Origin of the sequence: Thioclava sp. DLFJ4-1, from assembly GCF_002020145.1 — a bacterium.
GTDB lineage: Bacteria > Pseudomonadota > Alphaproteobacteria > Rhodobacterales > Rhodobacteraceae > Thioclava > Thioclava sediminum.
The window spans coordinates 116,676-142,235 of record NZ_MPZT01000002.1; the positions used below are offsets into that span (position 1 = coordinate 116,676).

The window sequence follows — 25,560 nt, forward strand, 5'->3', positions numbered from 1 at the left end:
CTCAGACCTCCTCGACCTCGCTCACCCCGCGCAAGGAGCGCAGCGCGCCTTTGACCTGTGCGTTGACCGGCGCCTCGGGCATCGCGGTGATCTGGTAGCGGCAGCCCCGCTCATTGTCATAGACCATGAAGCTGATCGGGCCGCGCGAATGGACCTTCCCTTCGCGGGCGACCCGCTCGACGAGGCTCGCGACCGAGGCGACCGCGTCATTGTTGTCGATATGCACCAGAAGCCCGGATGACCCCGCATCCGCCGTCGCCTTCTCCACAGTCTGGGCCGAAGTGGCGACCATACGCACCGACTCGCCGTCGACCTCGACCTTCACGGTCAGCACCAGAAGGTTGCCGGTCTCGAGCACGTCGCGGCAGGCTTCCAGCGCCTCCGACCAGAAGGCGACCTCGTAGGGCCCGGACGCATCCGAGAGTGCCACGAAGGCGAAGCGGTTGCCCTTGGCGGATTTCTTCTCGCGCACCGAGGCGACCTCGCCTGCGATCTTGGTCACGAAAGGACCGCCCACGGCCTTTTGCTGCACCTCTTCCCAGCTCAGCACCTTCTTGCGCTTGAGCGCAGGCAGGTAATCCTCGATCGGGTGACCCGAGAGGTAGAAGCCGATGGCCTTGTGTTCTTCGGCCAGACGCTCGCCGGGCAGCCAGTCGTCGGTATCGGCCAGACGCGGCGGCGGCAGATCGTCGCCCGCCTCGCCGAAGAGCGACACCTGCGCCGACTCGCGCGCCTCGATCACCGCGCCCGACCACGCCATCAGCGATTCCAGCGACTCGAAGACGCGCTTGCGGTTCGGGTCCAGCAGATCGAAGGCCCCTGCCCGCGCCAGCATCTCCAGCGGGCGCTTGCCCACGCGCTTCATGTCCACGCGCCGCGCGAAATCGAACAGGTCCTTGAACGGCTCGTCGCCGCGCGCGGTCACGATCATCTGCATCGCGTCCACGCCCACGTTCTTCAGCGCGCCCAGCGCATAGACCAGCTTCTGATCGACCACGTCGTAGGTCGAAAGCGAGCGGTTCACGCAAGGCGGGATGATCTCAATCCCGAGCTTCTTCTGCACCTCGTCGGCATAGATCGCGAGCTTGTCGGTCAGATGAATATCGCAATTCATCACGCCGCCCATGAACTCGACCGCGTGGTTCGCCTTCAGCCAGCCGGTGTAATAGGACACCACCGCGTAGGCCGCGGCGTGGGATTTGTTGAAGCCGTAATTGGCGAATTTCTCCAGAAGGTCGAACACCTCGGAGGCCTTCTTCTTGTCGACCCCGTTCTTGGCCGCACCCGCCTCGAATTTCGGGCGCTCGGCGTCCATCGCCTCCTTGATCTTCTTACCCATCGCGCGGCGGAGAAGGTCTGCGCCGCCAAGCGAGTAACCCCCCATGACCTGCGCGATCTGCATCACCTGCTCCTGATAGACGATGATGCCCTGCGTCTCTTCGAGGATATGGTCGATGGTCGGGTGGACCGAGGTGATCTTCTTGAGCCCGTTCTTCACCTCGCAATAGGTCGGGATATTCTCCATCGGGCCGGGACGATACAGCGCCACGAGCGCGACGATATCCTCGATACAGGTGGGCTTCATCTGGCGCAGGGCCGATTTCATGCCCTCCGATTCCACCTGGAACACGGCGACCGTCTTCGCATCCGCGTAAAGCTTGTAGGTCTTCTCGTCATCCAGCGGGATCGCGTTGATATGGTTCTCCGCGCCCTCGGCAGGCTCGTAGAGCTGGTTGCCCGCGGCATCGACATGCAGCGGACGGCCCGATTTGAAGATCAGCTCCATCGCAGAGCGGATCACCGTCAGCGTCTTCAGGCCGAGGAAGTCGAACTTCACCAGACCCGCCTGCTCGACCCATTTCATGTTGAACTGGGTCGCGGGCATGTCCGAGCGCGGATCCTGATAGAGCGGCACCAGCTCGTCGATCGGACGGTCGCCGATCACGACGCCCGCCGCGTGGGTCGAGGCGTTCCGCAGCAGCCCTTCGATGGCTTTCGCGTAATCCAGAAGCCGGGCCACGACCTCTTCGTTGCGGGCCGCTTCGCGCAGACGCGGCTCGTCGGCCAGCGCCTTCTCGATGCTGACGGGCTTCACCCCTTCGACCGGAATCAGCTTCGACAGCTTGTCGACCTGGCCGTAGGACATCTGAAGCACGCGCCCCACGTCGCGCACGGCGGCCTTGGACAGAAGCGCACCGAAGGTGATGATCTGGCCCACCTTCTCGCGCCCATATTTGTTCTGAACATATTGGATCACCTCCTCGCGGCGATCCATGCAGAAGTCGATGTCGAAGTCCGGCATCGAGACACGTTCGGGGTTGAGGAAGCGTTCGAACAGAAGCGAATAGCGCAGCGGATCGAGGTCGGTGATGGTCAGCGCGTACGCCACGAGCGAGCCCGCGCCCGAGCCCCGCCCCGGCCCGACCGGAATGTCGTGATCCTTTGCCCATTTGATGAAGTCGGCAACGATCAGGAAGTAGCCCGGGAAGCCCATCTGTTCGATGATATCGAGCTCGAATTGCAGGCGTTTCTCGTAATCCTCGACCGGAGCGGCATGCGGGATCACGTCAAGACGGTTGCGCAACCCGTCCCAGGCCTGACGCCGCAGTTCCTCCACCTCGTCATCTGCGAATTTCGGCAGGATCGGCGCGCGCTTATAGGTCGAGAAAGCGCAGCGTTTCGCGATCTCGACGGTGTTCTCCACAGCTTCGGGCAGATCGGCGAAGAGCGCGACCATCTCGCCTTCGGATTTGAAATAGTGCTGTGGGGTCAAACGCCGGCGCGGCTCGATCTGATCGACATAGGCGCCTTCCGCGATACAGATCATCGCGTCATGGGCCTCGTAGATCGCGGGCTTCGGGAAATAGACGTCGTTCGTGGCGACCAGCGGCAGACCCAGCTCATAGGCCCATTCGACGAAGGGCCGCTCGGTCGCGATCTCCGCCTCGGTCAGCGTGCCGCCCTCGCCCGGGTGACGCTGCAATTCGACATAGAGGCGGTTCGGGTAGATCCCGGCCAGCTGTTGCAGCAGCGCCTTGGCGCGGTCCTTCGCGCCATTCCGGATCAGCCGCCCGACGGGGCCGTCTGGGCCGCCCGAAAGACAGATCAGCCCCTCGGAATACCGCTCCAGCTCCTCCAGCGTGACCTGAATAAGCGCCCCGTGCTTGTCGAGATAGAGGCACGAGTTCAGCTTCATCAGGTTCTCGTAGCCGCGCTCGGTCTGGGCCAGCAAAACGATCGGTGCGGGCAGGCGCGGACGCTCGCCGGGCTTGGCCGGATCGAACTCCAACGAGACCTGACAGCCGACGATCGGCTGCAGCCCCGCCCCCGTCGCGGTCACGGAAAATTCGAGCGCCGCGAACATGTTGTTCGTGTCGGTCACGGCGACGGCGGGCATCTTCGCCGACTCGCACATCTTCACGAGTTTCTTGGCGGGAACGGCGCCTTCGAGCAGGGAATACTCGGTATGGACGCGCAGATGAATGAATCGGGGGCTGGTCATGCCACCAGATTTAGCGGGTCGGGCGCGCTGCAGAAAGCGGGAAAAACTTAGCGATCAGACTAACCATTGACTCGAATCGGCAATACGCAAACAGTTAGCCACATGGCTAAGCATTTCGACACACAGGCACTCGACCGCTATTTCGCCGCCATGGCCGACCCGACCCGCCGCGCGGTGCTGGAGCGGCTGACGCAGGGGCCCGCTTCGGTCTCCGACCTACATGCGCCGCACCAGATGGCGCTGCCCAGCTTCCTGCGCCACCTCCGGGTGCTGGAAGACGGCGGGCTGATCGTGACCGAGAAGCGCGGTCGCGTGCGCATGGCGAGGATCGAGGCGCTGCCGGTCCGCGCCGCCGAAGACTGGCTGGCCACCTTGCGCCGGCAATGGGAGGACCGCCTCGACCGGCTCGATACGCTGGCAGAGGCCTTTGAGCATGACACGAAGGGAGATGCGCAATGACAACCGAACTCGACCTGACTCTGACCCGGCGCGTGGCCGCCAGCCCCGCCACGGTCTATCGCTGCTGGACCGAACCAGAGTTGCTGAAACAGTTCTTCGCTCCGAAACCCGGCAAGACGGTCGACGCCAAGCTCGACGTCCGCCCAGGCGGCGCGTTCTACACGAAGATGGTCTTCGAAGAATACGGCGAGATCGAATCCGAGGGCTGTTACCTGATCGTCGAACCGGCAAAGCGGCTCGTCTTCACCGATTGCCTAAGCGCCGATTTCCGTCCTGCGGCACAACCCTTCTTCACCGCAGATCTGAACTTCATCGAGACCGAGGAGGGCTGCGAATACAATGTTATCGCCCGGCATGGCAGCGCGGAAAGCGTCAAACGCCACGAGGAGATGGGCTTCCATGAAGGTTGGGGCACCGTCGCGGGGCAGATGGCCGAGATCGCTGAAGCCATTGAGCGCGGCTGAACGCCCAATTCTTGATCACCGGATCAAGTTTCGGGCAACGCGCAGGCGCGAATCCCTTGCCAAAGCCTGTCTGCATCGGCTTTGCTGGGCCGGTCCCGTTCTACGCCGCATCGAGGGGGACCGCAGGGACGACTGGTAAGGCGGCGGATTTTTCGTATGGAGATCACGTTTCTTCTCAATGGAGAAACCCGGACGGTGGCACTTACCGATCCGACGCAATCTGTGCTCGACTGGCTGCGCGCCGAGGGGCTGACCGGCACCAAGGAGGGCTGCAACGAGGGCGATTGCGGGGCCTGCTCGGTCATCGTGACCGACGCGGAGGGCGCCAAACCGCTCAATGCCTGCCTGATGATGATGCCCCATCTGCACGGCCGCGCGCTGCGCACCGTCGAGGGCGTCGCCGGGCCGAAAGGCGAATTGCACCCGGTCCAGCAGGCGATGGTCGATCATCACGGCTCGCAATGCGGCTTCTGCACGCCCGGCTTCATCGCCTCGATGGCGGCGGGGCATCTGAACGGGCGCCGCGATCACGACGATCTGCTGGCAGGCAATCTGTGCCGCTGCACCGGCTACGCGCCGATCATCCGCGCCGCCGAGGCTGCGCAGGACGCGCCCGTGCCCGCGTGGATGCACGACACGTTGCCCGATCTGGCAGAGGTCGCGCCAAGGGCCGATCACGTCTTCCTGCCCGACAGCGCGGATGCACTGGCAGACTGGTATCTCACCCATCCCAACGCCACGCTGATCGCGGGCGCGACCGATGTGGGGCTCTGGGTCACGAAACAGCTGCGCGAGCTGAAAGAGGTCGCCTTCCTCAACAACTGCACGGACTTGCAGAGCATCGAGGAAACCGACAACCGCTACATCGTCGGCGCGGGCGTCACCTTGGCCGCGTTGCGCGAAGCGATCCGCGACACGCTCCCGAGCTTTGCCGAATTGCTCCGCCGTTTCGCCTCCGAACAGGTGCGTCAGGCGGCGACCATCGGCGGCAATATCGCGAACGGCTCGCCCATCGGCGACAGCCCACCCGTCCTGATCGCGATGGGCGCGGAGCTGACGCTGCGCAAGGGAGAGGCGCGCCGCACCATCCCGCTGGAGAGCTTCTTCCTCGACTATGGCAAACAGGACCGCGCGCCCGGCGAGTTTGTGGAAAGCGTCAGCTTCCCGAAATCCGCGCCCGATCTGGCCTGTTACAAACTGTCGAAACGCTTCGATCAGGACATCTCCGCCGTCTGCGGCGCGCTGAACATCCCGCGCAATGGCGACAAGATCGGCGCTCCGCGTATCGCCTTCGGCGGCATGGCGGGCACCCCGAAACGCGCCACGGCACTGGAGGCCGCGCTGGAAGGTCAGCCCTTCACCGAAGAGGCGATCACGGCCGCCCTGCCCGCGTTGGAGCAGGACTTCACGCCGCTCACCGACATGCGCGCCTCGGATGCCTACCGGATGGAGGCGGCCAAGGCGATGCTGATCCGATACGTCCGCAATGCCCAAGGCGCCCTCTCCATTCTGGAGGTGCAACCATGAGCGTCGGCACCAAGAAACCCCACGATTCCGCGCAGTTGCACGTCACCGGCGCGGCGCGCTACGTCGATGACATCCCCTGCCCCGGCAACACGTTGCACCTCGCCTTCGGCCTCTCGACCGAGGCCCATGCCGAGATCGCCTCGCTCGATCTGAGCGCGGTGCGCGCAGCGCCCGGTGTCGTCGCGGTGCTCACCGCCGAGGACATGCCGTTCGCCAACAACGCCTCGCCCGCGCCCGAGCCCGAACCGGTTCTAGCCGAAGGCGTCGTGCATTTCGTCGGCCAGCCGATCTTCGTGGTCGCAGCGACCAGCCATCATGCCGCGCGCAAGGCCGCACGGCTGGCGGAGGTCGACTACACGCCCCGCCCGGCGATCCTGACGGTCGATGAGGCGCTCGACGCGAACAGCCATTTCGAAGGCGGCCCGGTCACCTGGGCGCGCGGCGATACCGGCAAAGGCTTCGCGCAGGCCGAGCATATCGTCGAAGGCAGCTTCGACATGGGCGGGCAGGAGCACTTCTACCTCGAAGGTCAGGCCGCCCTCGCCCTGCCCGACGATCAGGGGATGGTGATCCGCTGCTCCTCGCAGCACCCGTCCGAGGTCCAGCACAAGGTGGCCGACGCGCTTGGCTGCGCGATGCATGACGTCCGGGTGGAGATGCGCCGGATGGGCGGCGGCTTCGGCGGCAAGGAGAGCCAGGGCAATGCGCTTGCCATCGCCTGCGCGGTGGTCGCGCGAGCCACCGGGCGGCCCTGCAAGATGCGCTACGACCGCGATGACGACATGGTCATCACCGGCAAGCGCCATGATTTCCGGATCAAGTATCGGCTCGGCGCAGATGCCGAGGGCAAGATCGTCGCGGCCGAGTTCACCCATCTCGCCCGCTGCGGCTGGTCGCCGGACCTGAGCCTGCCGGTCTGCGACCGCGCGATGCTGCATACCGACAGTTCCTATTACCTGCCAAATGTGAAGATCGAGAGCCACCGGCTGCGCACCAACACCCAAAGCGCGACGGCCTTCCGGGGCTTCGGCGGCCCGCAGGGCATGATCGGCACGGAAGCCGCGCTCGATCACCTCGCCCATGTGATGGGGATCGATCCCCTCGATCTGCGCAAGCGCAACTACTACGACCCCGAGGGCGGGCAGAGCACGCATTACGGCCAGCCGGTCGACGATTTCATCCTGCCCGAGATCACCGAGCGGTTGGAGCAATCTGCCGAGTTCGCGGCCCGCAAGGCCCGCGTGGCCGAGTGGAACGCTGCGAATACCACCCTGAAGCGCGGCATTTCGCTGACGCCGGTGAAGTTCGGCATCTCCTTCACGCTGACCCAGCTGAACCAGGCGGGTGCGCTGGTGCATGTCTATGCCGACGGCTCGATCCAGCTGAACCACGGCGGGACCGAGATGGGTCAGGGCCTGCATCGCAAGGTTTGTCAGGTCGCGGCATCGGTCTTCGGCGTCACGGATGAGGATGTGCGCATCACCGCGACGGCCACCGACAAGGTGCCCAACACCTCCGCGACAGCGGCCTCCTCCGGGGCCGATCTGAACGGCATGGCGGTGAAGGCCGCGTGCGAGACGATCAAGGCGCGGCTGGCGGGTTTCATGGCCGAAAGCGCGGGCGCTGCGGTGGAAGACGTGACGTTTGCCGATGGCGAGGTGCGCGTGGGCGATCACGCCCTGCCCTTCGCGAAACTGGTGAAGCTGGCCTACGAGGCGCGGGTATCGCTTTCCTCGACCGGGTTCTACGCCACGCCGAAGATCAGCTGGGACCGGATCAAGGGTCAGGGTCGCCCGTTCTTCTACTTCGCTTATGGCGCGGCGGTGACCGAGGTGGTGATCGACACGCTGACCGGCGAGAACCGCATCCTGCGCACCGACATCCTGCATGATGCGGGCGCCTCGCTGAACCCGGCCATCGACATCGGCCAGATCGAAGGCGGCTACGTGCAGGGCGCGGGGTGGCTGACCACCGAGGAGCTGGTCTGGGACGACAAGGGGCGTCTGCGCACCCATGCGCCTTCGACCTACAAGATCCCCGCCTGCTCGGATCGCCCGCGTGTGTTCAACGTGGCGCTCTGGGACGAGCCGAACCGCGAGGACACGATCTATCGCTCCAAGGCGGTGGGCGAGCCGCCCTTCATGCTGGCGATCTCGGCCTTCCTCGCGCTGCAGGACGCGTGCAAATCCTGCGGCCCGAACTGGCCCGATCTGCAAGCGCCTGCCACGCCCGAGGCGGTTCTGGCTGCCGTCCATCGGGCAAGGGGGGACGCATGAGCCTCGATCCCGCAGCCCTCGCCCGCGCGGCAGACCGCGGCCCCTTCACCCGCGTCGTGGTCGCGCGCGCCCAAGGCTCCACCCCGCGCGAAGACGGGGCGGAGATGCTTGTCTGGGCGGATCATGTCGAAGGCACGATCGGCGGTGGGGCGCTGGAATTCTCCGCCATTACGAAGGCGCGGCGCGGGCTGACAGGGATCGAGAAAATCCCGCTGGGCCCCGCGATGAACCAATGCTGCGGCGGGGCCGTGGTGTTGGGATATGAGCGAATGGACCGGACCACCGTTTCGCAGATCACGGGCGACTGGCACGCCCGTCCACTGACGCCGGGCACACCCGAGCCGCTCGCCGTCACGCGCGCGCTGGCCCGCGCCCGCGATCGCGGCGAGACGCCGCCGCTGCTGGTCGAGAACTGGCTGATCGAGCGGGTCGCGCCGCCCGCTACGCCCGTCTGGGTCTGGGGCGCAGGCCATGTCGGGCGCGCGCTGATCGGGGCGCTGTCCCCCCTGCCCGGCCTTGTCCTGTCCTGGACCGATAGCGGGGCGGAGCGGTTTCCCGACATGATCCCCGAAGGCGTCACGCCACTGATCGCCGAGAACCCGGCCGATCTGATCTCCCTCGCGCGCACCGATGCCCGCCACTTCGTGCTGACCTATTCACATTCTCTCGATCTGGAGCTTTGTCACCGGCTGCTCGCCCATGGCTTCGGCGGGCTCGGCCTGATCGGGTCGGACAGCAAATGGGTCCGCTTCCGCAAGCGCCTCGCCGCGCTCGGGCATTCGGATGCACAAATTTCGCGCATTGCCTGCCCGATAGGCGATCCGACCTTGGGGAAGCATCCTCAAGCCATTGCCCTTGGGGTAGCGACCGGGCTAGTGAAAGAGCTGAACGCCGCGCAAGCGGCGACGGGGAAAGGGAAACGCGCCGGGTGACGGAGCTGCTCAAGATCGACGGGCTGACGAAAGCCTATCCTGGTGTCGTGGCCAATGACGGCGTCGGCTTCTCGGTGCGTCCGGGCGAGGTCCACGCCCTGCTGGGCGAAAACGGCGCCGGCAAATCGACGCTGGTGAAGATGATCTACGGGCTGGTGAAGCCCGATTCCGGCACGATGCACTTTGCGGGCCAGTCCTTCGCGCCCGCCGATCCGCGCGCCGCGCGCGCCGCTGGCGTCGCGATGGTGTTCCAGCATTTCTCGCTTTTCGAGGCACTTAACGTTGCCGAGAACGTGGCGCTCGGCATGGAAAACCCGCCGCCGATGCGCCAGCTTGCCAAGCGTATCCGCGAGATTTCCACCGCTTATGGCCTGCCGCTGGACCCCGCGCGACTGGTGGGCGACCTCTCCGCGGGCGAGCGTCAGCGCGTCGAGATCGTGCGCTGCTTGCTGCAGGACCCCAAGCTTCTGATCATGGACGAGCCGACCTCGGTGCTGACGCCGCAGGAGGTGGAGATTCTGTTTCACACCCTGCGCAAGCTGTCGGCTGAGGGCACTGCGATCCTCTATATCAGCCACAAGCTCGAAGAGATCCGCACGCTTTGCGAAGGCGCGACGATCCTGCGCGCGGGCAAGGTGGTGGCGAGCTGCAATCCGCGCGAGAAGACCGCGCGCGAGCTGGCCGAGCTGATGGTCGGCGCGGAGCTGAAAGTGACCGACCGGGCCGAGCGCAAGCTGGGCGACGTCGTGCTGAAAGTCTCGGGCCTGTCGCTCGCACCGCTGTCGCAGTTCGGCCCCTCGCTGAAGGATCTGAGCCTGGAGCTGCGCGCGGGCGAAGTGCTGGGCATCGGCGGCGTCGCGGGCAACGGGCAGGAAGAACTGCTGGCGACCCTGTCGGGCGAACGCCCCTCCGCCCCCGGCACGGTCAGCCTGATGGGCGAGGATATCTCCGGGCTCGGGCCGAACGGCCGTCGCGCGAAGGGGCTGCTGGCCGCGCCCGAGGAACGGCTGGGCCATGCCGCCGTCCCCGCGATGAGCCTGACCGAGAACGCGATCCTCACAGGCACGATGCGCAAACCGCTGACCCGCAACGGATTTGTCGATCAGGGCGCGGCGAAGACCTTCGCCGACGAGATCATCCAAGCCTTCGACGTGCGCACACCGGGTTCGCATGTCGCGGCCCGCGCGCTCTCGGGCGGGAACCTGCAGAAATACGTAATCGGCCGCGAGGTGCTGCAAAACCCCGCCGTGCTGGTGGTGAATCAGCCGACATGGGGCGTGGATGCCGCCGCTGCCGCGTCGATCCGGCAGGCGCTGCTAGACCTCGCGGCGAAAGGCGCTGCGGTGATTGCGATCAGCCAGGACCTTGATGAGCTTATGGAAATCTCCGACCGCTTCTCGGCGCTGAACGAAGGCCGACTGAGCGCCTCGCGCCCGACCCAAGGACTGACGATCGAAGAGATCGGCATGATGCTGGGCGGAGCGCACGGGATGCAGGAGGCCGCGGTATGATCACCCTCGTCCGGCGCCCCACCCCGTCGCAATTCTGGTCCTACGCGACCCCGCTCCTCGCCGTGATCGCCACCATGATCGCGGGCGGCATCCTGTTCGCGATACTGGGCAAGCACCCGGTCGAGGCGATCCGCGTGATCTTCTGGGACCCGCTCTTCGGCGGCAATGCCAGCTATTTCCGCGGACAGCTTCTGGTGAAGGCCGGGCCGCTGATCCTGATCGCCTGCGGGCTCGCCGTGGGCTTTCGCGCAGGCATCTGGAATATCGGGGCCGAAGGGCAATACATCATGGGCGCGCTGTTTTCGGCATGGCTGGCGCTGAAGATGTACCCGGCAGAAAGCCACTGGCTGTTCCCGGCGATGATCGTGCTGGGCGCACTTGGCGGCTTCCTCTGGGCGATGATCCCGGCCGTGCTGAAGGTTCTGTTCGGCACCTCGGAAATTCTCGTCTCGCTGATGCTGGTCTACGTGGCCGAGAACCTGCTGGCCTATATGGCTTTCGGCCCGCTCAAGAACCCTGAGGGCTTCGGCTTCCCCGGCTCGCGCAACCTGCAAGACTACCCCTCGGCCTTCAATCACGAGCTGATCGAAGGCACGGGGATGCATTGGGGCGTCGTCGCGGCGCTGATCGCGGTGATCTTCACCTATGGGCTGATGCACCGCCATATCACGGGCTTCCGCATCCGTGTCGCGGGCGAGGCGCCGCGGGCTGCGCGTTTCGCAGGCGTGATACCGGCACGGCTGGTGATGCTCGGGCTTGGCATGGGCGGCGCGTTCGCAGGGCTTGCGGGCATGTTCGAGGTCTCCGGCCCCTCGGGCCAGATCACCGACAGTTTCAACGTGGGCTACGGCTTCACCGCGATCATCGTGGCTTTCCTTGGCCGCCTGCACCCGATCGGCATTCTGCTGGCGGGGCTCCTGATGGCGCTCACCTATATCGGCGGCGACATGGCGCAGTTGATGCTCGGCCTGCCCTCGGCGGCGATCCAGGTCTTCCAGGGGATGCTCCTGTTCTTCCTGCTGGCCTTCGACGTGCTGACCAACTTCCGCATTCGCTTCGGGAGGGTCGCGGCATGACGCGCAAACTCCCCTCGCTGCGCCTGTTGATCGTCTTCCTTGGCGGCACCGTCATGGGGCTTGGCCTTTACTACCTGCTTGCGGTGGCGCAGGCGTTCTGGGCCTTCGTCGTGATCGGCGTGGTGATGATGGTGGTGTTCGAGCTGGCGCTGGGGGCCTCGCGGGCGGTGATCTACCGCATCGGTGCGCGCCCCGACAGCGAAGAGCCCCGCCGCCCCACCCTGCATGGACGCGAGCGTTACGCCTCTGTGGCCGGGCTCGTCGTCGGCCTCGTCGGCGGCTATCTGGCCTGGGGGCCGGTTCTGTTCTGGGGACATGGAGGCGCACTATGATCGTGGGCGGCATCGATATCATCACCCTGACGGCGACGCTGATGGGCGCATCGACCCCGGTGCTGCTGGCCGCGACCGGCGAGCTGGTCGCCGAGAAATCGGGCGTGCTCAACCTCGGCGTCGAGGGGATGATGATCATGGGTGCGGTTGCAGGCTTCGCCGCCGCCGTCGCCACCGGCAGCCCGGTTCTGGGCTTCCTGATGGGTGCGATCGCCGGTGCCTTGCTGGCGACGCTTTTTGCCTTCCTGACGCAGAAGCTCCTGTCGAACCAGGTCGCGACGGGCCTTGCGCTGACGCTGTTCGGGCTGGGCCTGAGCGCGCTGATCGGCAAGGGCTACGAGGGCGTGCGCCCGCCGCCGACCGCCAAGATCGATTTCGGACCGCTCTCGGATATTCCGGTTCTGGGCCGCATCCTGTTCTCGCATGACTGGATCGTCTATCTCTCGCTGATCCTCGTCGCGGTGGTCTGGTATGTGCTGCGCTCCACCCGCGCCGGGCTGATCCTGCGCGCGGTGGGCGAGAGCCATGACGCCGCCCATGCGCTGGGATACCGCGTCGTCGCCGTGCGCTTTGCCGCACTGGCCTTCGGCGGGGCGCTGGCCGGTCTGGGCGGCGCCTATCTCAGCCTCGTGCGCGTGCCGCAATGGACCGAAGGCATGACCGCAGGCGCAGGCTGGATCGCACTCGCCATCGTCGTCTTCGCAAGCTGGCGCCCGTGGCGCGTGCTGCTGGGCGCTTACCTCTTCGGCGGCATCACCGCTCTGCAGCTGCAATTGCAGGCCGCAGGCTACGCGATCCCGGTGCATATCCTCTCGATGGCCCCTTACGTCATCACCATCGTGGTGCTGGTCATCTTATCCGCCATTCACCGCCACGGCGTGCAGGCCGCCCCTGCCAGCCTCGGCAAATCTTTCCACGCCTCGAGCTGAGGCATCTCTCGAAGGGCCCCATCAAGAGGCCCGCCACCCAACTTGGAGTAACGCGATGAACCGCAGATCCTTTTTGAAAACCACCGCCGCCACGGCCGTCGTCGCGGGCGTCGGCGTCCCGGCTTTCGCCGCTGACGAGCCGCTGAAAATCGGCTTCATCTATGTCGGCCCCGTCGGCGACATGGGCTGGTCCTACCAGCACGACCAAGGTCGTCAGGCGATCGAAGAGAAATACGGCGACAAGGTGAAGACCTCGTTCATCGAGAACGTGCCGGAAGGCCCCGATGCAGAGCGCGCGCTGACCCAGCTGGCGCTGGACGGCAACAAGCTGATCTTCGCGACCTCCTTCGGCTACATGGACGCGGTGATGAACGTCGCCAAAAAATTCCCCGACGTGAAATTCGAGCACGCCACCGGCTACAAGCTCGCGGACAACGTCGCCACCTACGACGCCAAGTTCTATCAGGGTCGCGCCATTCAGGGCACGATCGGCGGTCGCATGACCAAGACCAACAAGATCGGCTATATCGGTTCCTTCCCGATCCCCGAGGTCTATCAGGGCATCAACGCCGCCTATCTGGCAGCGAAGAAGGTGAACCCCGACGTCGAAATGAAAGTGGTCTGGGCTTACACTTGGTTCGATCCGGCGAAAGAGGCCGACGCGGCCGCAGCCCTGATCGCCGATGGTGTGGACGTGCTGCTGCAGCACACCGACTCGACCGCGCCGCAAGCCAAGGCGCAGGAAGCCGGCAACGTCATCACCTTCGGTCAGGCGTCCGACATGTCTTCCTTCGCGCCGATGCCGCGCGTCGCGTCGACCATCGACAACTGGGCGCCCTATTACATCGAGCGCGTCGGTGCGGTCATGGACGGCGCCTGGAAGTCGGAAGCCACCTGGGGCGGCATCGACAGCGGCATGGTGGAGATCGGCGAGATCTCCTCGGCCGTGCCGGACGACGTCAAGAAAGAGGCGCTGCAGCTCAAGGAAGATATCGGCTCGGGCAAGGTCCATCCCTTCACCGGTCCGCTGAACAAGCAGGACGGCACGGCCTTCCTCGCCGATGGCGAAATGGCGACCGACGATCAGCTTCACTCGATGACCTTCTACGTCGAGGGGATCACGGCAGAACCGCCGAAGTAAGTCAGTCCTACTGATGCGAATGGGAAAGGGTCGGCCGCGCGCCGGCCCTTTTTCGTTGTTTCGCAAGTGTCTTTTCACTTCACGTTAGCGTCAGACTTGTTCCAAAGGCTGATTCGTCGCAGGATTTGAAAGGCGGGTCTTCTTGACACATTCAAACAATTGCATCTATCGAGTTAGACGTGACAAGTTGATGACCGGGTAAAGGGAGGGAACAAAATGGCACATATCGTGGTGCTGGGCGCAGGTCTTGGCGGCGCCATCATGGCTTATGAATTGCGTGACCAAGTCCGCAAGGAAGACGAAATCACCGTCATTACCAAGGACCCGAAGTACCACTTCGTGCCCTCCAACCCTTGGGTCGCCGTCGGCTGGCGCGACCGCAAGGACATCACCGTCGATCTCGAACCGACGATGAAGAAGAAGAACATCAAGTTCATCCCGGTCGCGGCAAAGCGCCTGCACCCCGATGACAACAAGGTCGAGCTGGAGGATGGCCGCGAGGTTTCCTACGATTACATCGTGCTCGCCACCGGGCCGGAACTGGCCTTCGACGAGATCGAAGGGCTCGGACCCGACGGCTTCACCCACTCGGTCTGCCACGTCGATCACGCCGAGGATGCCGGCACCGCCTTCAAGCGCTTCTGCGAAGACCCCGGCCCGATCATCGTGGGCGCGGTGCAGGGTGCATCCTGCTTCGGCCCAGCCTATGAATTCGCCTTCATCCTCGACACCGCGCTGCGCCGGGCGAAGATCCGCGATCAAGTGCCGATGACCTTCGTCACCTCCGAGCCTTATGTCGGCCATCTCGGTCTCGACGGCGTCGGCGACACCAAGGGTCTTCTCGAAGGCGCGATGCGCGACAAGCACATGAAGTGGATGACCTCGAGCCGCGTGAAGAAGGTCGAAGACGGCGTGATGCATGTCGAAGAGATCGCCGATGACGGTTCGATCAAGGCGACCCATGAGATGCCGTTCAAATACGCAATGATGCTGCCGCCCTTCCGTGGCATCCCGGCGGTGATGGGGCTCGAAGGTCTCGTGAACCCGCGCGGCTTCGTCATCGTCGACAAGCACCAGCGCAACCCGAAATACCAAAACGTCTTCGGGATCGGCGTCGGCATCGCGATCCCGCCGATGGGCCCTACCCCGGTGCCCTGCGGCGTGCCGAAGACCGGCTTCATGATCGAGTCGATGGTCACCGCCACCGCGCATAACCTCGGCAATATCGTGCGCGGTCAGGAGCCCGACGAGACCGGCACCTGGAACGCGATCTGTCTGGCCGATTTCGGCGACAGCGGCATCGCCTTCGTGGCCCAGCCGCAGCTTCCGCCGCGCAACGTCAACTGGTCGAGCCAAGGGAAATGGGTCCACCTCGCCAAGATCGGTTTCGAGAAGTATTTCATGCGCAAACTGCGCAAGGGCACCTCGGAACCGTTCTACGAGAAGACCGCGATGAAGATGCTCGGGATCGACAAGCTGAAAGCGGTCAAGAAGACCCACTAAGCCGCACCGGTACAGATTTTTCTTCCCAAATCACGGGGCGGGCCTGCGGGTCCGCCCCGTGCTGATTCACGCCGATGGCCAAGTGGACGCCGGAACACACAGCCTCGTGAAACGTTTGGACCCCCGATACGCGGCCAGATGCCGCATGAAAGGGAGACGACATGAAGACGTTGAAGACGACCACTGCGCTCGTTGCCGGCCTTGCCGCGCTGAGCCCGGCGATCCTGCCGTTCAGTGCGCTTGCCCAGGATAGCAATACCGCCGCCGCTGAATGCATCGCGAAGGCGGTCGCCGATGGCACCCCGATGGATAAGGCGAAAGCCGATTGCGAGGCCGACGCGGCAAATGCCGATGGCTCCGCCGAAGCTGCGGCAGGCACCGATCCGGCGAATGCCGACGCGCCAATGAGCGACAGCGAAGCCGATCAGGCCGCAAAAGCCGCGATCGAAGGCGCATCCCCGCCCGCCGATCAGGACCCGGCTGCGACCGGTGACACCCCCGACGCCAGCGCGAAAGCCGCAGTCGAAGGCGGCGCGGATGTGACCACTCAATCCGAGACCACGAACACCGATACCAACGCCGACGCGGCCGCCGCTGCGACGACGGATGCCAATACCGATGCGAATGCCGATGCCTCTGCCGAGACCGACGCAGCCGCTGCCACCGACCCGCAGCCCGATGCTGCGGCACCGGCAGAGACCGACGGTTCGGCTACCGCAAACACCGATGGCTCGACCTCGGCGGATACCACCGCAGAGACCACCGCAGAAACCGATGGCTCCGCTACGGCTGAAACCGATGGCTCGACCACCGCGACCGCTGATGGCTCGACCGATGCCACCACCGCGGCCGACGGCCAGACGGATGCCGAAGCGACGAGCACGCTCAGCCCCGACACCACCTCGCAGGACGCCCCTGCCCCGGTGACCGACACCACCGAAAACGCGATGCAGAACTCGGAGGCCCAGGCGGACAGCACCGCGACTGCAGAGCCCGAGGCAAAACCTGCAGGCGAGGCCTCGACGGACACCACCTCCGACACGCAGGTCGTGCAGGAAGGCAATGGCGGGTCCGGCGCTGAAGTCGAACCGAAGGTGATCCAGCCGGAAGAGGCCGCCAATGCCGACGCGACCGCGGACGGCTCGGCCAGCGCGGACACGACCGCAAATGCCGAAACCGATCAGCAGGCAAGCCAAGACACGGCGGCCACCAAGGCGACGAAGCTGCTGGAGAACGCGCTGACCGATACGAAAGCCGCGATCGAAGGGGAAGCCGTGCAGAACGAGGCGCTCAACGCGCCGACCGACAGCGCCGATACCGCCAATGCCACCGAAGAGACGGTGACCGAAGACACCGCGCGCAGCGCATCCGAAGACTTCGCGACCTCGGTCGACGCCAAGCCCGACGCTCAGGCGCAGGCAACCGCGCAGACCGACTCGTCGAAGAAGAAAAAGAAAGACCGTCTGAGCACGCTGGAAACCGCCGCGCTCTCCGGTCTTGGGGCGCTCGCCGTGGGGGCGATCCTGAACAACGGCTCGAAAGTGGCCGTGAACTCGGGCGACCGCGTCGTGGTGCAACAGCCCGACGGCTCCTACCAACTGGTGAAGGACGACAACGCGCTGCTGCGTCAGCCCGGCTCGAAGATTCGCACGCAGGACTACGCGGACGGCTCGTCGCGCACGATCGTGACCAAGCCCGATGGCAGCCAGATCGTCACCGTCTATGACGCCCAGCGCCAGATCCTGAAGCGGACGCTGGTCCAGCCTGACGGCACGCAGTACCTGCTGGTCGACGACGCGCGCGGCGCCGACCCGGTCGACGTCTCGGCGCTTCCCAAGCCCAAGCCCGTCGCGACGGTTTCGTCCAGCAACGAGCAGGCTCTGCGCGATGCGCTGACCCGTCAGAGCGGCATCGACCGTACCTTCACACTCTCGCAGGTGCGCAACATCACCCCGGTTCGCGATCTCGCCCCGGCGATCTCGGTCGAGAACATCAACTTCGAGACCGGTTCCTCCGCGATCCAGCCCGATCAGGCGCAGGCCCTTTCGGCTTTGGGTCAGGCGATCCAGCAGCGCATCGACGAGAACCCGCGCGAGCTGTTCCTCGTGGAAGGCCATACCGACGCGGTCGGCAGCGCCGCCTACAACCTCGCGCTCTCGGACCGTCGCGCGGAATCGGTTGCGCTGGCTCTGAGCGAGTATTTCGACGTGCCCGCCGAGAACCTCGTGGTGCAAGGCTATGGCGAACAGGACCTGAAGGTGCAGACCGAAGGCGCCTCGGAAGCCAACCGCCGTGCCGCAGTGCGCCGGATCACCGATCTTCTGCGCACCGCCTCGAACTGAGGTTGAGCCTGAGACAAAAGCAAAGGGCGCCCTGCGGGGCGCCCTTTTCGCATCTCTCCCGAAAGAGGGGGGAGGAGTGGTGGCGAGGGGGGGACTTGAACCCCCGACCCCACGATTATGAGTCGTGTGCTCTAACCAGCTGAGCTACCTAGCCACTGGGGGGCTAACTAGGCAAAGCGGATCGTCCAGTCAAGGACGTTTTGCGGGAAAATTGCCCCCCATTTCGCTGCGGCATATTGGGAATTGGCGAAGCCGCGCGCAAAGGCTAGGCATGAGGGGAAAAGGAGAGACCATGCACGCCGCCCCTGCCCTGCCCCTGACACGCGATATCGTTCTGATCGGGGGCGGTCATACCCATGCGCTGGTGCTGCGGATGTGGGGGATGAACCCGCTGCCGGGTGTGCGGCTGACCGTGATCAATCCGACGCCCTCCGCGGCCTATTCGGGGATGCTGCCGGGCCATGTGGCGGGGCATTATACCCGCGACGAGTTGCAGCTCGATCTGGTGAAGCTCGCACGGCATGCGGGCGCGCGGCTGGTTCTGGGGCGCGCCACGGGGATCGACCGGGCGCGGCGGCTGATCGAAGTGCCGGGGCGTGCGCCGATCGCCTATGACGTGGCCTCGATCGATATCGGGATCACGGCGGAGATGCCGCAACTGCCGGGCTTCCTCGACCATGTGGTGCCTGCGAAACCGCTCGACGCTTTCGCCGATGCCTGGGACGCTTTCGCCGCCAATCCGCCCGAGTCGCCGAAGGTCGCCGTGGTCGGCGGCGGCGTGGCGGGGGTGGAGCTCGCGATGGCCTGCGCGCACCGTCTGCCGCAGGCGCAGGTCACGGTCTATGAGGCAGCCCCCGAGGCGCTGCGCGCGCTTGGCACCGGCGCTCGGAACGCGATGCTGGCGCACTGCGCGCGGCTTGGCGTGACCATCGAGACCGACGCGGCGCTGATCGGCGCGGGAAAAGGGCAGCTCCTGCTGGAAGGCGGCCGCACGGCGGAGGCCGATTTCATCATCGGCACAGGCGCCACGAAACCCGCTGACTGGCTGCCCGAGACCGGGCTCGATCTGACCGACGGCTTCGTCACGGTCGGCCCGACGCTGCAAAGCTCTGACCCCGCGATCTTCGCCGCAGGCGACGTAGCCCATCTCAGCCACGCGCCGCGCCCCAAGGCGGGCGTCTATGCGGTGCGCGAAGCGAAGCCGCTCTTCGCCAACCTGCGTGCGGCGGCGTCAGGCGGGGTGATGAAGACCTATCAGCCGCAACGCGATTATCTGAAGCTGATCTCCACGGGCGGCAAACAGGCGGTGGCCGACAAATGGGGCCTGCCGCTGAACGGTGCATGGCTCTGGCGCTGGAAGGACCATATCGACCGCAAGTTCATGGCGAAGGTCCACGATCTGCCCGCGATGCCGACGCCGCCCCTGCCCCGCGAGCACGCGCAGGGGATCGCGGAGGTGCTGGGCAGCAAGCCGATGTGCGGCGGCTGCGGCGCGAAGCTGGGCGGTCAGGCGCTGCGCGAGGCGCTGTCCGATCTGCCTGCTCCCGCGCGCGCCGATGTGCTGAGCGGTCCGGGCGACGACGCCGCCGTACTGTCTTGCGGCGCGCAGACGCAAGTCTTCACCACAGATCACGTCCGCGCCTTCACCGAAGACCCGTGGCTGCTGGGCCGGATCGTGGCGCTGCATGCGATGAGCGACGCCTGGGCGATGGGCGCGGCCCCGCAGGCGGCCTTGGCGCAGGTCACCCTGCCCCGCCAATCCGAGGAATTGGGCGCACGGGCTCTGCGCGAAATGCTTAGCGCGGCGTCCGAGGCTTTCCGCGACGCGGGCTGCGATCTCGTCGGCGGCCATACCTCGATGGGCGCGGAGCTGACACTGGGCTTCACCGTGACCGGGCTGGCCGAGCGGCCTTTGGGTCAAGACGGCGCGAAACCCGGCGAGGTGCTGATCCTGACGAAGCCGCTTGGAACGGGCGTGATCCTCGCCGCCGAGATGGCGAAACACGCGCCGGGCGAGGTGGTCGCAGGCGCGCTGGAGAGCATGGGTCGCAGCTCTGCCGAGGCCTCCGCGATCCTCGCGCCCGTGGCCTCTGCCATGACGGATGTGACGGGTTTTGGCCTCGCGGGGCATTTGCTGGGGCTGTGCGAGGCATCAGGGGTCGCGGTAGAGCTCGACCTTGCCGCGATCCCGTTGCTCGACGGGGCCGAGGCTTTGGCCGAGGCAGGCGAGCACTCGACGCTCTTGCCGCAAAACATAGCCAATTGCGCAGGCCGGATGACCGCGCCGCCGGGGCCACGCACGGAGCTGCTGCACGATCCGCAGACCTCGGGCGGGTTGCTGGCCAGCGTGCCCGCGGCGCAGGCTGCGGAGGTTCTGGCAAAGCTGGAAGCGGCAGGCTACCGCGCCGCGCAGATCGGCGTGATTGCGGAGGGTCCGGCGTTCCTGCGGGTGCGGTGAGAAAAGGGTCGCGCCCGACCCTTGGGTGGGCGCTTTGACCGGTCGGTGGCTTGGCGCGTTATCTCGCAAGTCCGGAAGACATTCCAACTCGCGATGACATCGCCGATGCGCCCTCCCGGGGGGGAGGGTCGGGCGCGGCCCGGGACTGGTCGCCCGCGCGGAGGGCTCACGTACTTAGCGCTCCGCCATCTCCTGCGCCTCTTTCACCACCTGCGCAGCCAGCCCCTCGATCGCCTCCGGCGCGAGGCTTTCCGCCTCGATCACCCGCTCATGTTCCACATGGCGCGCGCGGTGCTTCTCGTATCGTGGATCGTAATGGTCGCGCATCAGCTCGCCCGCCAGCGCCGCATATTCCCCCGCCGTGGCCTGCGCCTGCCACGCTGCGATCCGCTCGGCAGGTTGGAAGGGCCGCAGCTGATCGAGCACCGCCAGCAGCCGATCGGCATCCGCCGTGATATCCGCATAGGCCCGCGCCAGATACTGCGCCCGCTCCGACAGCGGCGCACGCACTCGCAGGCGCGGCGCGTCCTTGATCGCGGCCCAGATCCCCGCGGGCAGTTGCAGATCGCCGATCTTGGAGCTTTCCGCCTCCAGCAGCACCGGCCGCGCCGGATCGAGCGCCGCGATCTCCATGATCAGCCGCGACTCGAAATCCTTCTGGCTCGACTGGCCACCCTCCATCGCCCCGAAGAGCGAGCCACGATGATTGGCGAGCCCTTCCAGATCGATGACCTGCGCCCCCTGCGCCCGCGCGGCTTTCAGGATATCGGTCTTCGCGGTGCCGGTATTGCCGTCGAGAACGACAACGGGACAGGGCATCTCGGCAAGCCCGGCCTCCACCACGAGCGACCGGAAGGCCTTGTAGCCGCCCTCGACAAGCTCCACGCGCCAGCCGACCTGCTTGAGGATCGTCGCGAACGACCCCGAACGCTGCCCGCCGCGCCAGCAATAGACCAGCGGCCGCCAGCCGCCTTCCTTGTCGGCCAACGGACCCTGCAGATGTTTGGCTGCATTCTGCGCCACCAGCGCCGCGCCGATCTTGCGCGCATCGAATGGCGCGACCTGCTTGTAGATCGTGCCGACGCGGGCGCGCTCCTCATCGTCGAGCACGGGCAGATTGATGGCGCCGGGGATATGATCCTCGGCGAATTCCGAAGGTGAGCGCACGTCGATGATCGTGTCGAAATCGAGCGCGGCGACCTCGGCAATCGAGGTAAGTTTCATCAGTAGACAGTGACCTGCGTGCCGACGGGAACGCTGTTGAACAGATCGATGACATGATCGTTCACCATCCGGATACAGCCGTTCGAAACCGCGTGCCCGATCGAACCCGGCTCGGTCGTGCCGTGGATGCGGATCGCCGTGTCACGCCCGTTCTGATACAGATACATCGCCCGCGCGCCGAGCGGGTTCTGCGGCCCGCCCTCCATCCCGTCCTCGTATTTCTTGTAGGCCGGATTGCGTTCGATCATCTCGCGGGTGGGCGTCCAGCTCGGCCATTTGACCTTGCGCGCCACCGTCGCGGTGCCGCGGAACTTCAACTCGTCCTTGCCCACGGCCACGCCGTAACGCATCGCCACGCCCGGCGCGGTGATGTGATAGAGGAAGAACTTATCCGAGACGATGATGATCGAGCCCACCGGCAGATCCGGTTTCACCGCCACTTTCGTCGGATAATATTGCGACCCGATCGGCCAGCGCTTGGCCGGCCCGGTCTCGACGCTTTGCGCGGGTTCGGTTGCGGCAAAGGCGGGCAGGCTTGCGAAGGGCAAGGCGGCCAGCGAGAGAAGAAAAGCGCGGCGATCCATTATCAAACTCCTGCAAAATCCTGCGGCGTCTCCCGGCAAAGCGTTCGACACAAACCAAGGGTGAGGCTAGCAAAGCCGCCCCACCCTCTCAAGAATTTGGTCTCGGGTCAGAAAAAGGCCAGCGCCAATCGTTGCCGCTTTGTCGATTACTTACCGAAAGCGCAGCCCGATTTGATGCCGAACTTGCCGAAGATCATCGCAGCCGGGCAGAAGCCGGTGAACGCCGATTGCAGCAGGTTCGCGCCGATGAAGGCGGTGAACCACAGCCAGTACATCGAGACATAAACGGCCAGCAGCAGCGAGATCAGGATCATCACGCCAGCAAAGGCAAAAATCGCACGGTCGAGGTTCATTCGAGGGCACTCCACGAAAAAGGTTACGTTGTCAGAAGATATAACAGTTCCTCACGACAAATTCAATTGCTTGCATATGTCGCGCGACGCTTGACCGCAGCCCCGTGCAGGATCAGATAACGCCCTATGAGCGAAGCCACTTTTATCATCGACGCCATGCATTGCGGGGCCTGCACCGGACGGGTCGAACGCGCACTTTTGGCACAACCCGGCGTGCAGAACGCCTCGGCCAACCTGATGGCGCGCAGTGCGCATGTCGAGTTCGACGGGCCTGCCGATCTCGAAAGCCTCAAAACGGCGCTCGACCAGGCGGGCTATCCGGGCCGTCTGAAAGAGGAGATGGCCAGCGGTCCCAGCGCCGCCGAGCGCCAGATGCAGGAGGCGCGCCAGCTCAAGCGCCAGTTCCTGACCGCGCTCGCGCTGACCGCACCGGTCTTCGTGCTCGCGATGGGCGCGCATATGATCCCCGGCATGCATCACCTGATCGCCAATACGATCGGGATCGAAGCAAGCTGGTGGGTGCAGATGATCCTCACCGCGCTGGTGCTGGCCTTCCCCGGCCGCGTCTTTCTGCGCATCGGGGTGCCTGCCCTGCTGCGCGGCTCGCCCGAGATGAATTCGCTCGTCGCGATGGGCTCGCTCGCCGCGTTCGTCTATTCCGCCCTCGTCACGCTTGCGCCCGGGCTTCTGCCCGAGAGCGCGCGCGGCGTCTATTTCGAGGCGGCGGCGACCATCGTCACGCTGATCCTGCTGGGCCGCTGGCTGGAGGCGCGCGCCAAGGGCCGCGCAGGCGAGGCGATCTCGCGGCTGATCGGGTTGCAGCCCAAGACCGCGCGCGTGCAGACCGAAAATGGTGTCGAGGAACGTCCGATCGAGGAACTCGTGCCCGGCGACATCCTTCTGCTCGCCCCCGGCGAGCGCGTAGCCCTCGATGGGGTGATCGCCGAGGGCGCCGGCCATATCGACGAGAGCATGCTGACCGGCGAGCCAGTGCCTGTCGCGAAATCCGAAGGCGATCCGATCACCGGCGGCACCGTGAATGGCGAATCCGCACTCAGCTACCGCGTCACCGCGACCGGCGGCGACACCGTCCTGTCGCGGATCATCGCGATGGTCGAAGCCGCGCAGGGCGCGAAACTTCCGGTGCAGGCCCTGGTCGACAAGGTCACCCGCGTCTTCGTGCCCGTAGTCATGGCGCTGTCGCTCCTGACCTTCGCGATCTGGATGATCGCGAGCATGGGCTTTTCGCATGCCTTCGTCGCGGCGATCTCGGTGATGATCATCGCCTGCCCCTGCGCGATGGGTCTGGCGACGCCCGTTTCAATCCTCGTGGGCACCGGGCGCGGCGCCGAACTGGGCCTGCTGTTCCGCCGTGGCGACGCGCTGCAACGGCTCTCGGAAGTCGCAGTCGTGGGCTTCGACAAGACCGGCACGCTGACCGAAGGCCACCCCGCCCTGACCGATCTCGAGCCGCTCGCCGATCTGCCCGAGGCGGAAATCCTCGCGCTGGCCGCAGGCGCCGAAGCGCGCTCGGAACATCCGCTGGCCCGCGCGATCCTCGCCGAGGCCGAGACGCGCGGCATCGCCCATGCGCCGGTCAAACGCGTCAAGGCGCTGTCCGGCAAGGGGCTGCGCGCGCAGGCCGAAGGCGCGAAGCTCTGGATCGGCAATGCCGGTGCGATGGAAGAGGCAGGCGCGGATATCGCCCCCTTCGCCGAGCGCGCGAAGGCGCTGGCCGCAAAAGGCCGCACTCCGGTCTGGATGTCGCTCGACGACCGGCCCGTCGCCCTTATGGCGCTGTCGGATCCGATCAAGGCAGAGGCGCGCGAAGCGGTCGACGCTCTGCACAAGGCGGGCAAACAGGTGGCGATGGTCACCGGCGACACCCGCGCCACTGCGGAAGCGGTCGGCCACGATCTCGGCATCGACCGGATCGAGGCCGAAGTATTGCCCGACGGCAAACGCGACGCGGTCGAAAGCCTGCGCCAGATCGGCCCGGTCGCCTTCGTGGGCGACGGCATCAATGACGCGCCTGCGCTGGCGGCCGCCGATGTGGGGCTCGCAATCGGCACCGGCACCGATGTCGCCATCGAGGCCGCCGAGGTCGTGCTGATGCGCGGCGATCCCAACGGCGTCGCGATGGCGCTGGAACTGTCGCGCGCGGTGATGCGCAACATCCGGCAAAACCTGTTCTGGGCCTTTGCCTATAACGTCGCGCTGATCCCGGTCGCGATGGGCATCCTCGTGCCCTTCGGCGGGCCCGGTCTGTCACCGATGCTGGCGGCGGGCGCGATGGCGTTCTCCTCGGTCTTCGTGGTCACCAACGCGCTGCGCCTGCGCCGCGCCCTGCGCTGATCCGGGCGCGGATCGGCGAGAGCGCGCCGAGGCTGGAACTCCGCCCTTCCCAAGCGGCAAGGAGCACGTTTAGCTGCGACGACCCACCTTCGGAGCGCCCGCATGCTGACTCGTCGCCTCTTCCTGCTCTCGCTCGGCGCCCTCGCGGCCTGTGGCGGCTCGCCGCGGCCGATGCCGAAACCGGCCTATGCGCTGCCGCTCCATCGCAACGAGACGCCGGAAATCCGCGCCCTGATCAACCGCTATTCCGACCATTACGGGGTGCCGCGCAGCCTCACCCACCGCGTGGTCCAGCGCGAGAGCCGCTACCGCGCCGATGCCCGCAACGGCCCCTATTACGGGCTGATGCAGATCCTGCCGCAAACCGCCCGCGGCATGGGCTTTCGCGGCAAGCCACATGACCTGCTCGATCCCGACACGAACCTGAAATACGCGGTGAAATACCTGCGCGGCGCATGGCTGGTCTCGGATGGCTCGGAAGATCGCGCCGTGAAATGGTATTCGCGCGGCTATTATTACGAGGCGAAACGGCGCGGATTGCTCCGCGAAACCGGGTTGCGCTGACCCGCGACCTGCGCCTCTTCGAACGAAG

19 protein-coding genes and 1 tRNA gene are annotated in these 25,560 nt (G+C 65.7%); 15 read left to right on the forward strand and 5 right to left on the reverse strand.

The genetic code is table 11. The features are described 5' to 3' along the window. Position 1: 1 nt before the first annotated feature. Positions 2-3,502 carry a DNA polymerase III subunit alpha gene (dnaE, locus tag BMI85_RS05620; RefSeq protein WP_078600063.1) on the reverse strand — a complete coding sequence of 1,167 codons (3,501 nt, stop codon included), beginning with the start codon at positions 3,500-3,502 and terminating at the stop codon, positions 2-4. Between the two features lie 102 nt (positions 3,503-3,604). Here dnaE and BMI85_RS05625 point away from each other — a divergent pair, with 102 nt between their 5' ends. The 12 genes from BMI85_RS05625 (at position 3,605) to BMI85_RS05680 (ending at position 17,994) form a co-directional block, all read left to right on the forward strand. Further along, positions 3,605-3,961 carry a metalloregulator ArsR/SmtB family transcription factor gene (locus BMI85_RS05625; protein WP_078600065.1) on the forward strand — a complete coding sequence of 119 codons (357 nt, stop codon included), beginning with the start codon at positions 3,605-3,607 and terminating at the stop codon, positions 3,959-3,961. Next, positions 3,958-4,425: an SRPBCC family protein gene (locus tag BMI85_RS05630; RefSeq protein WP_078600067.1), complete on the forward strand. Its 468-nt coding sequence runs from the start codon at positions 3,958-3,960 to the stop codon at positions 4,423-4,425. The genes BMI85_RS05625 and BMI85_RS05630 overlap by 4 nt, the downstream gene beginning before the upstream one ends. Before the next feature lie 156 nt (positions 4,426-4,581). Then, the gene (gene xdhA, locus BMI85_RS05635; protein WP_078600069.1) at positions 4,582-5,952 is read left to right on the forward strand and encodes a xanthine dehydrogenase small subunit; all 1,371 of its coding nucleotides are present in this window, start codon (positions 4,582-4,584) and stop codon (positions 5,950-5,952) included. Continuing rightward, positions 5,949-8,228, forward strand: coding sequence for a xanthine dehydrogenase molybdopterin binding subunit (gene xdhB, locus BMI85_RS05640; protein WP_078600071.1), 2,280 nt, complete (start codon positions 5,949-5,951; stop codon positions 8,226-8,228). The genes xdhA and xdhB overlap by 4 nt, the downstream gene beginning before the upstream one ends. Beyond that, on the forward strand, positions 8,225-9,160 hold the full coding sequence (gene xdhC / locus BMI85_RS05645; protein ID WP_078600073.1) for a xanthine dehydrogenase accessory protein XdhC: 936 nt from the start codon (positions 8,225-8,227) through the stop codon (positions 9,158-9,160). The genes xdhB and xdhC overlap by 4 nt, the downstream gene beginning before the upstream one ends. Further along, positions 9,157-10,671: an ABC transporter ATP-binding protein gene (locus BMI85_RS05650; RefSeq protein ID WP_078541953.1), complete on the forward strand. Its 1,515-nt coding sequence runs from the start codon at positions 9,157-9,159 to the stop codon at positions 10,669-10,671. Before xdhC ends, BMI85_RS05650 begins: the two co-directional genes overlap by 4 nt. Continuing rightward, a complete protein-coding gene (locus BMI85_RS05655; RefSeq protein ID WP_078520376.1) occupies positions 10,668-11,747 on the forward strand; it encodes an ABC transporter permease in 1,080 nt (359 codons plus the stop codon). Before BMI85_RS05650 ends, BMI85_RS05655 begins: the two co-directional genes overlap by 4 nt. Then, complete coding sequence (locus BMI85_RS05660; protein ID WP_078600075.1) at positions 11,744-12,079, forward strand: hypothetical protein; 336 nt, start codon at positions 11,744-11,746, stop codon at positions 12,077-12,079. Before BMI85_RS05655 ends, BMI85_RS05660 begins: the two co-directional genes overlap by 4 nt. Next, positions 12,076-13,008, forward strand: coding sequence for an ABC transporter permease (locus tag BMI85_RS05665; RefSeq protein WP_078520378.1), 933 nt, complete (start codon positions 12,076-12,078; stop codon positions 13,006-13,008). Before BMI85_RS05660 ends, BMI85_RS05665 begins: the two co-directional genes overlap by 4 nt. Positions 13,009-13,063: 55 nt before the next feature. Further along, positions 13,064-14,149, forward strand: a complete 1,086-nt coding sequence (locus BMI85_RS05670; RefSeq protein WP_078600077.1) for a BMP family ABC transporter substrate-binding protein — start codon at positions 13,064-13,066, stop codon at positions 14,147-14,149. A gap of 216 nt (positions 14,150-14,365) precedes the next feature. Then, a complete protein-coding gene (locus BMI85_RS05675) occupies positions 14,366-15,652 on the forward strand; it encodes an FAD/NAD(P)-binding oxidoreductase (RefSeq protein ID WP_078600079.1) in 1,287 nt (428 codons plus the stop codon). 161 nt (positions 15,653-15,813) lie between these two features. Beyond that, the gene (locus BMI85_RS05680) at positions 15,814-17,994 is read left to right on the forward strand and encodes an OmpA family protein (protein WP_078600081.1); all 2,181 of its coding nucleotides are present in this window, start codon (positions 15,814-15,816) and stop codon (positions 17,992-17,994) included. A 77-nt stretch (positions 17,995-18,071) separates the two neighbouring features. Here the strand turns inward: BMI85_RS05680 and BMI85_RS05685 are convergent. Further along, positions 18,072-18,148, reverse strand: a tRNA-Met gene (locus tag BMI85_RS05685). Between the two features lie 138 nt (positions 18,149-18,286). Here BMI85_RS05685 and selD point away from each other — a divergent pair. After that, complete coding sequence (selD, locus tag BMI85_RS05690; RefSeq protein ID WP_078600083.1) at positions 18,287-20,452, forward strand: selenide, water dikinase SelD; 2,166 nt, start codon at positions 18,287-18,289, stop codon at positions 20,450-20,452. Between the two features lie 174 nt (positions 20,453-20,626). Here the strand turns inward: selD and mnmH are convergent, their stop codons facing one another. From mnmH to BMI85_RS05705, 3 genes are all read right to left on the reverse strand, one after another. Further along, positions 20,627-21,676: a tRNA 2-selenouridine(34) synthase MnmH gene (gene mnmH / locus BMI85_RS05695; RefSeq protein WP_078600085.1), complete on the reverse strand. Its 1,050-nt coding sequence runs from the start codon at positions 21,674-21,676 to the stop codon at positions 20,627-20,629. Beyond that, a complete protein-coding gene (locus BMI85_RS05700) occupies positions 21,676-22,260 on the reverse strand; it encodes a L,D-transpeptidase (RefSeq protein ID WP_078600087.1) in 585 nt (194 codons plus the stop codon). The genes mnmH and BMI85_RS05700 overlap by 1 nt, the downstream gene beginning before the upstream one ends. A 146-nt stretch (positions 22,261-22,406) precedes the next feature. Beyond that, a complete protein-coding gene (locus BMI85_RS05705; RefSeq protein ID WP_078520385.1) occupies positions 22,407-22,613 on the reverse strand; it encodes a DUF2892 domain-containing protein in 207 nt (68 codons plus the stop codon). Positions 22,614-22,739: 126 nt separating this feature from the next. Here BMI85_RS05705 and BMI85_RS05710 point away from each other — a divergent pair, with 126 nt between their 5' ends. Continuing rightward, positions 22,740-24,968: a heavy metal translocating P-type ATPase gene (locus BMI85_RS05710; protein WP_078600089.1), complete on the forward strand. Its 2,229-nt coding sequence runs from the start codon at positions 22,740-22,742 to the stop codon at positions 24,966-24,968. Positions 24,969-25,070: 102 nt separating this feature from the next. Then, positions 25,071-25,532, forward strand: a complete 462-nt coding sequence (locus BMI85_RS05715; protein WP_078600091.1) for a lytic transglycosylase domain-containing protein — start codon at positions 25,071-25,073, stop codon at positions 25,530-25,532. Positions 25,533-25,560: the final 28 nt, after the last annotated feature.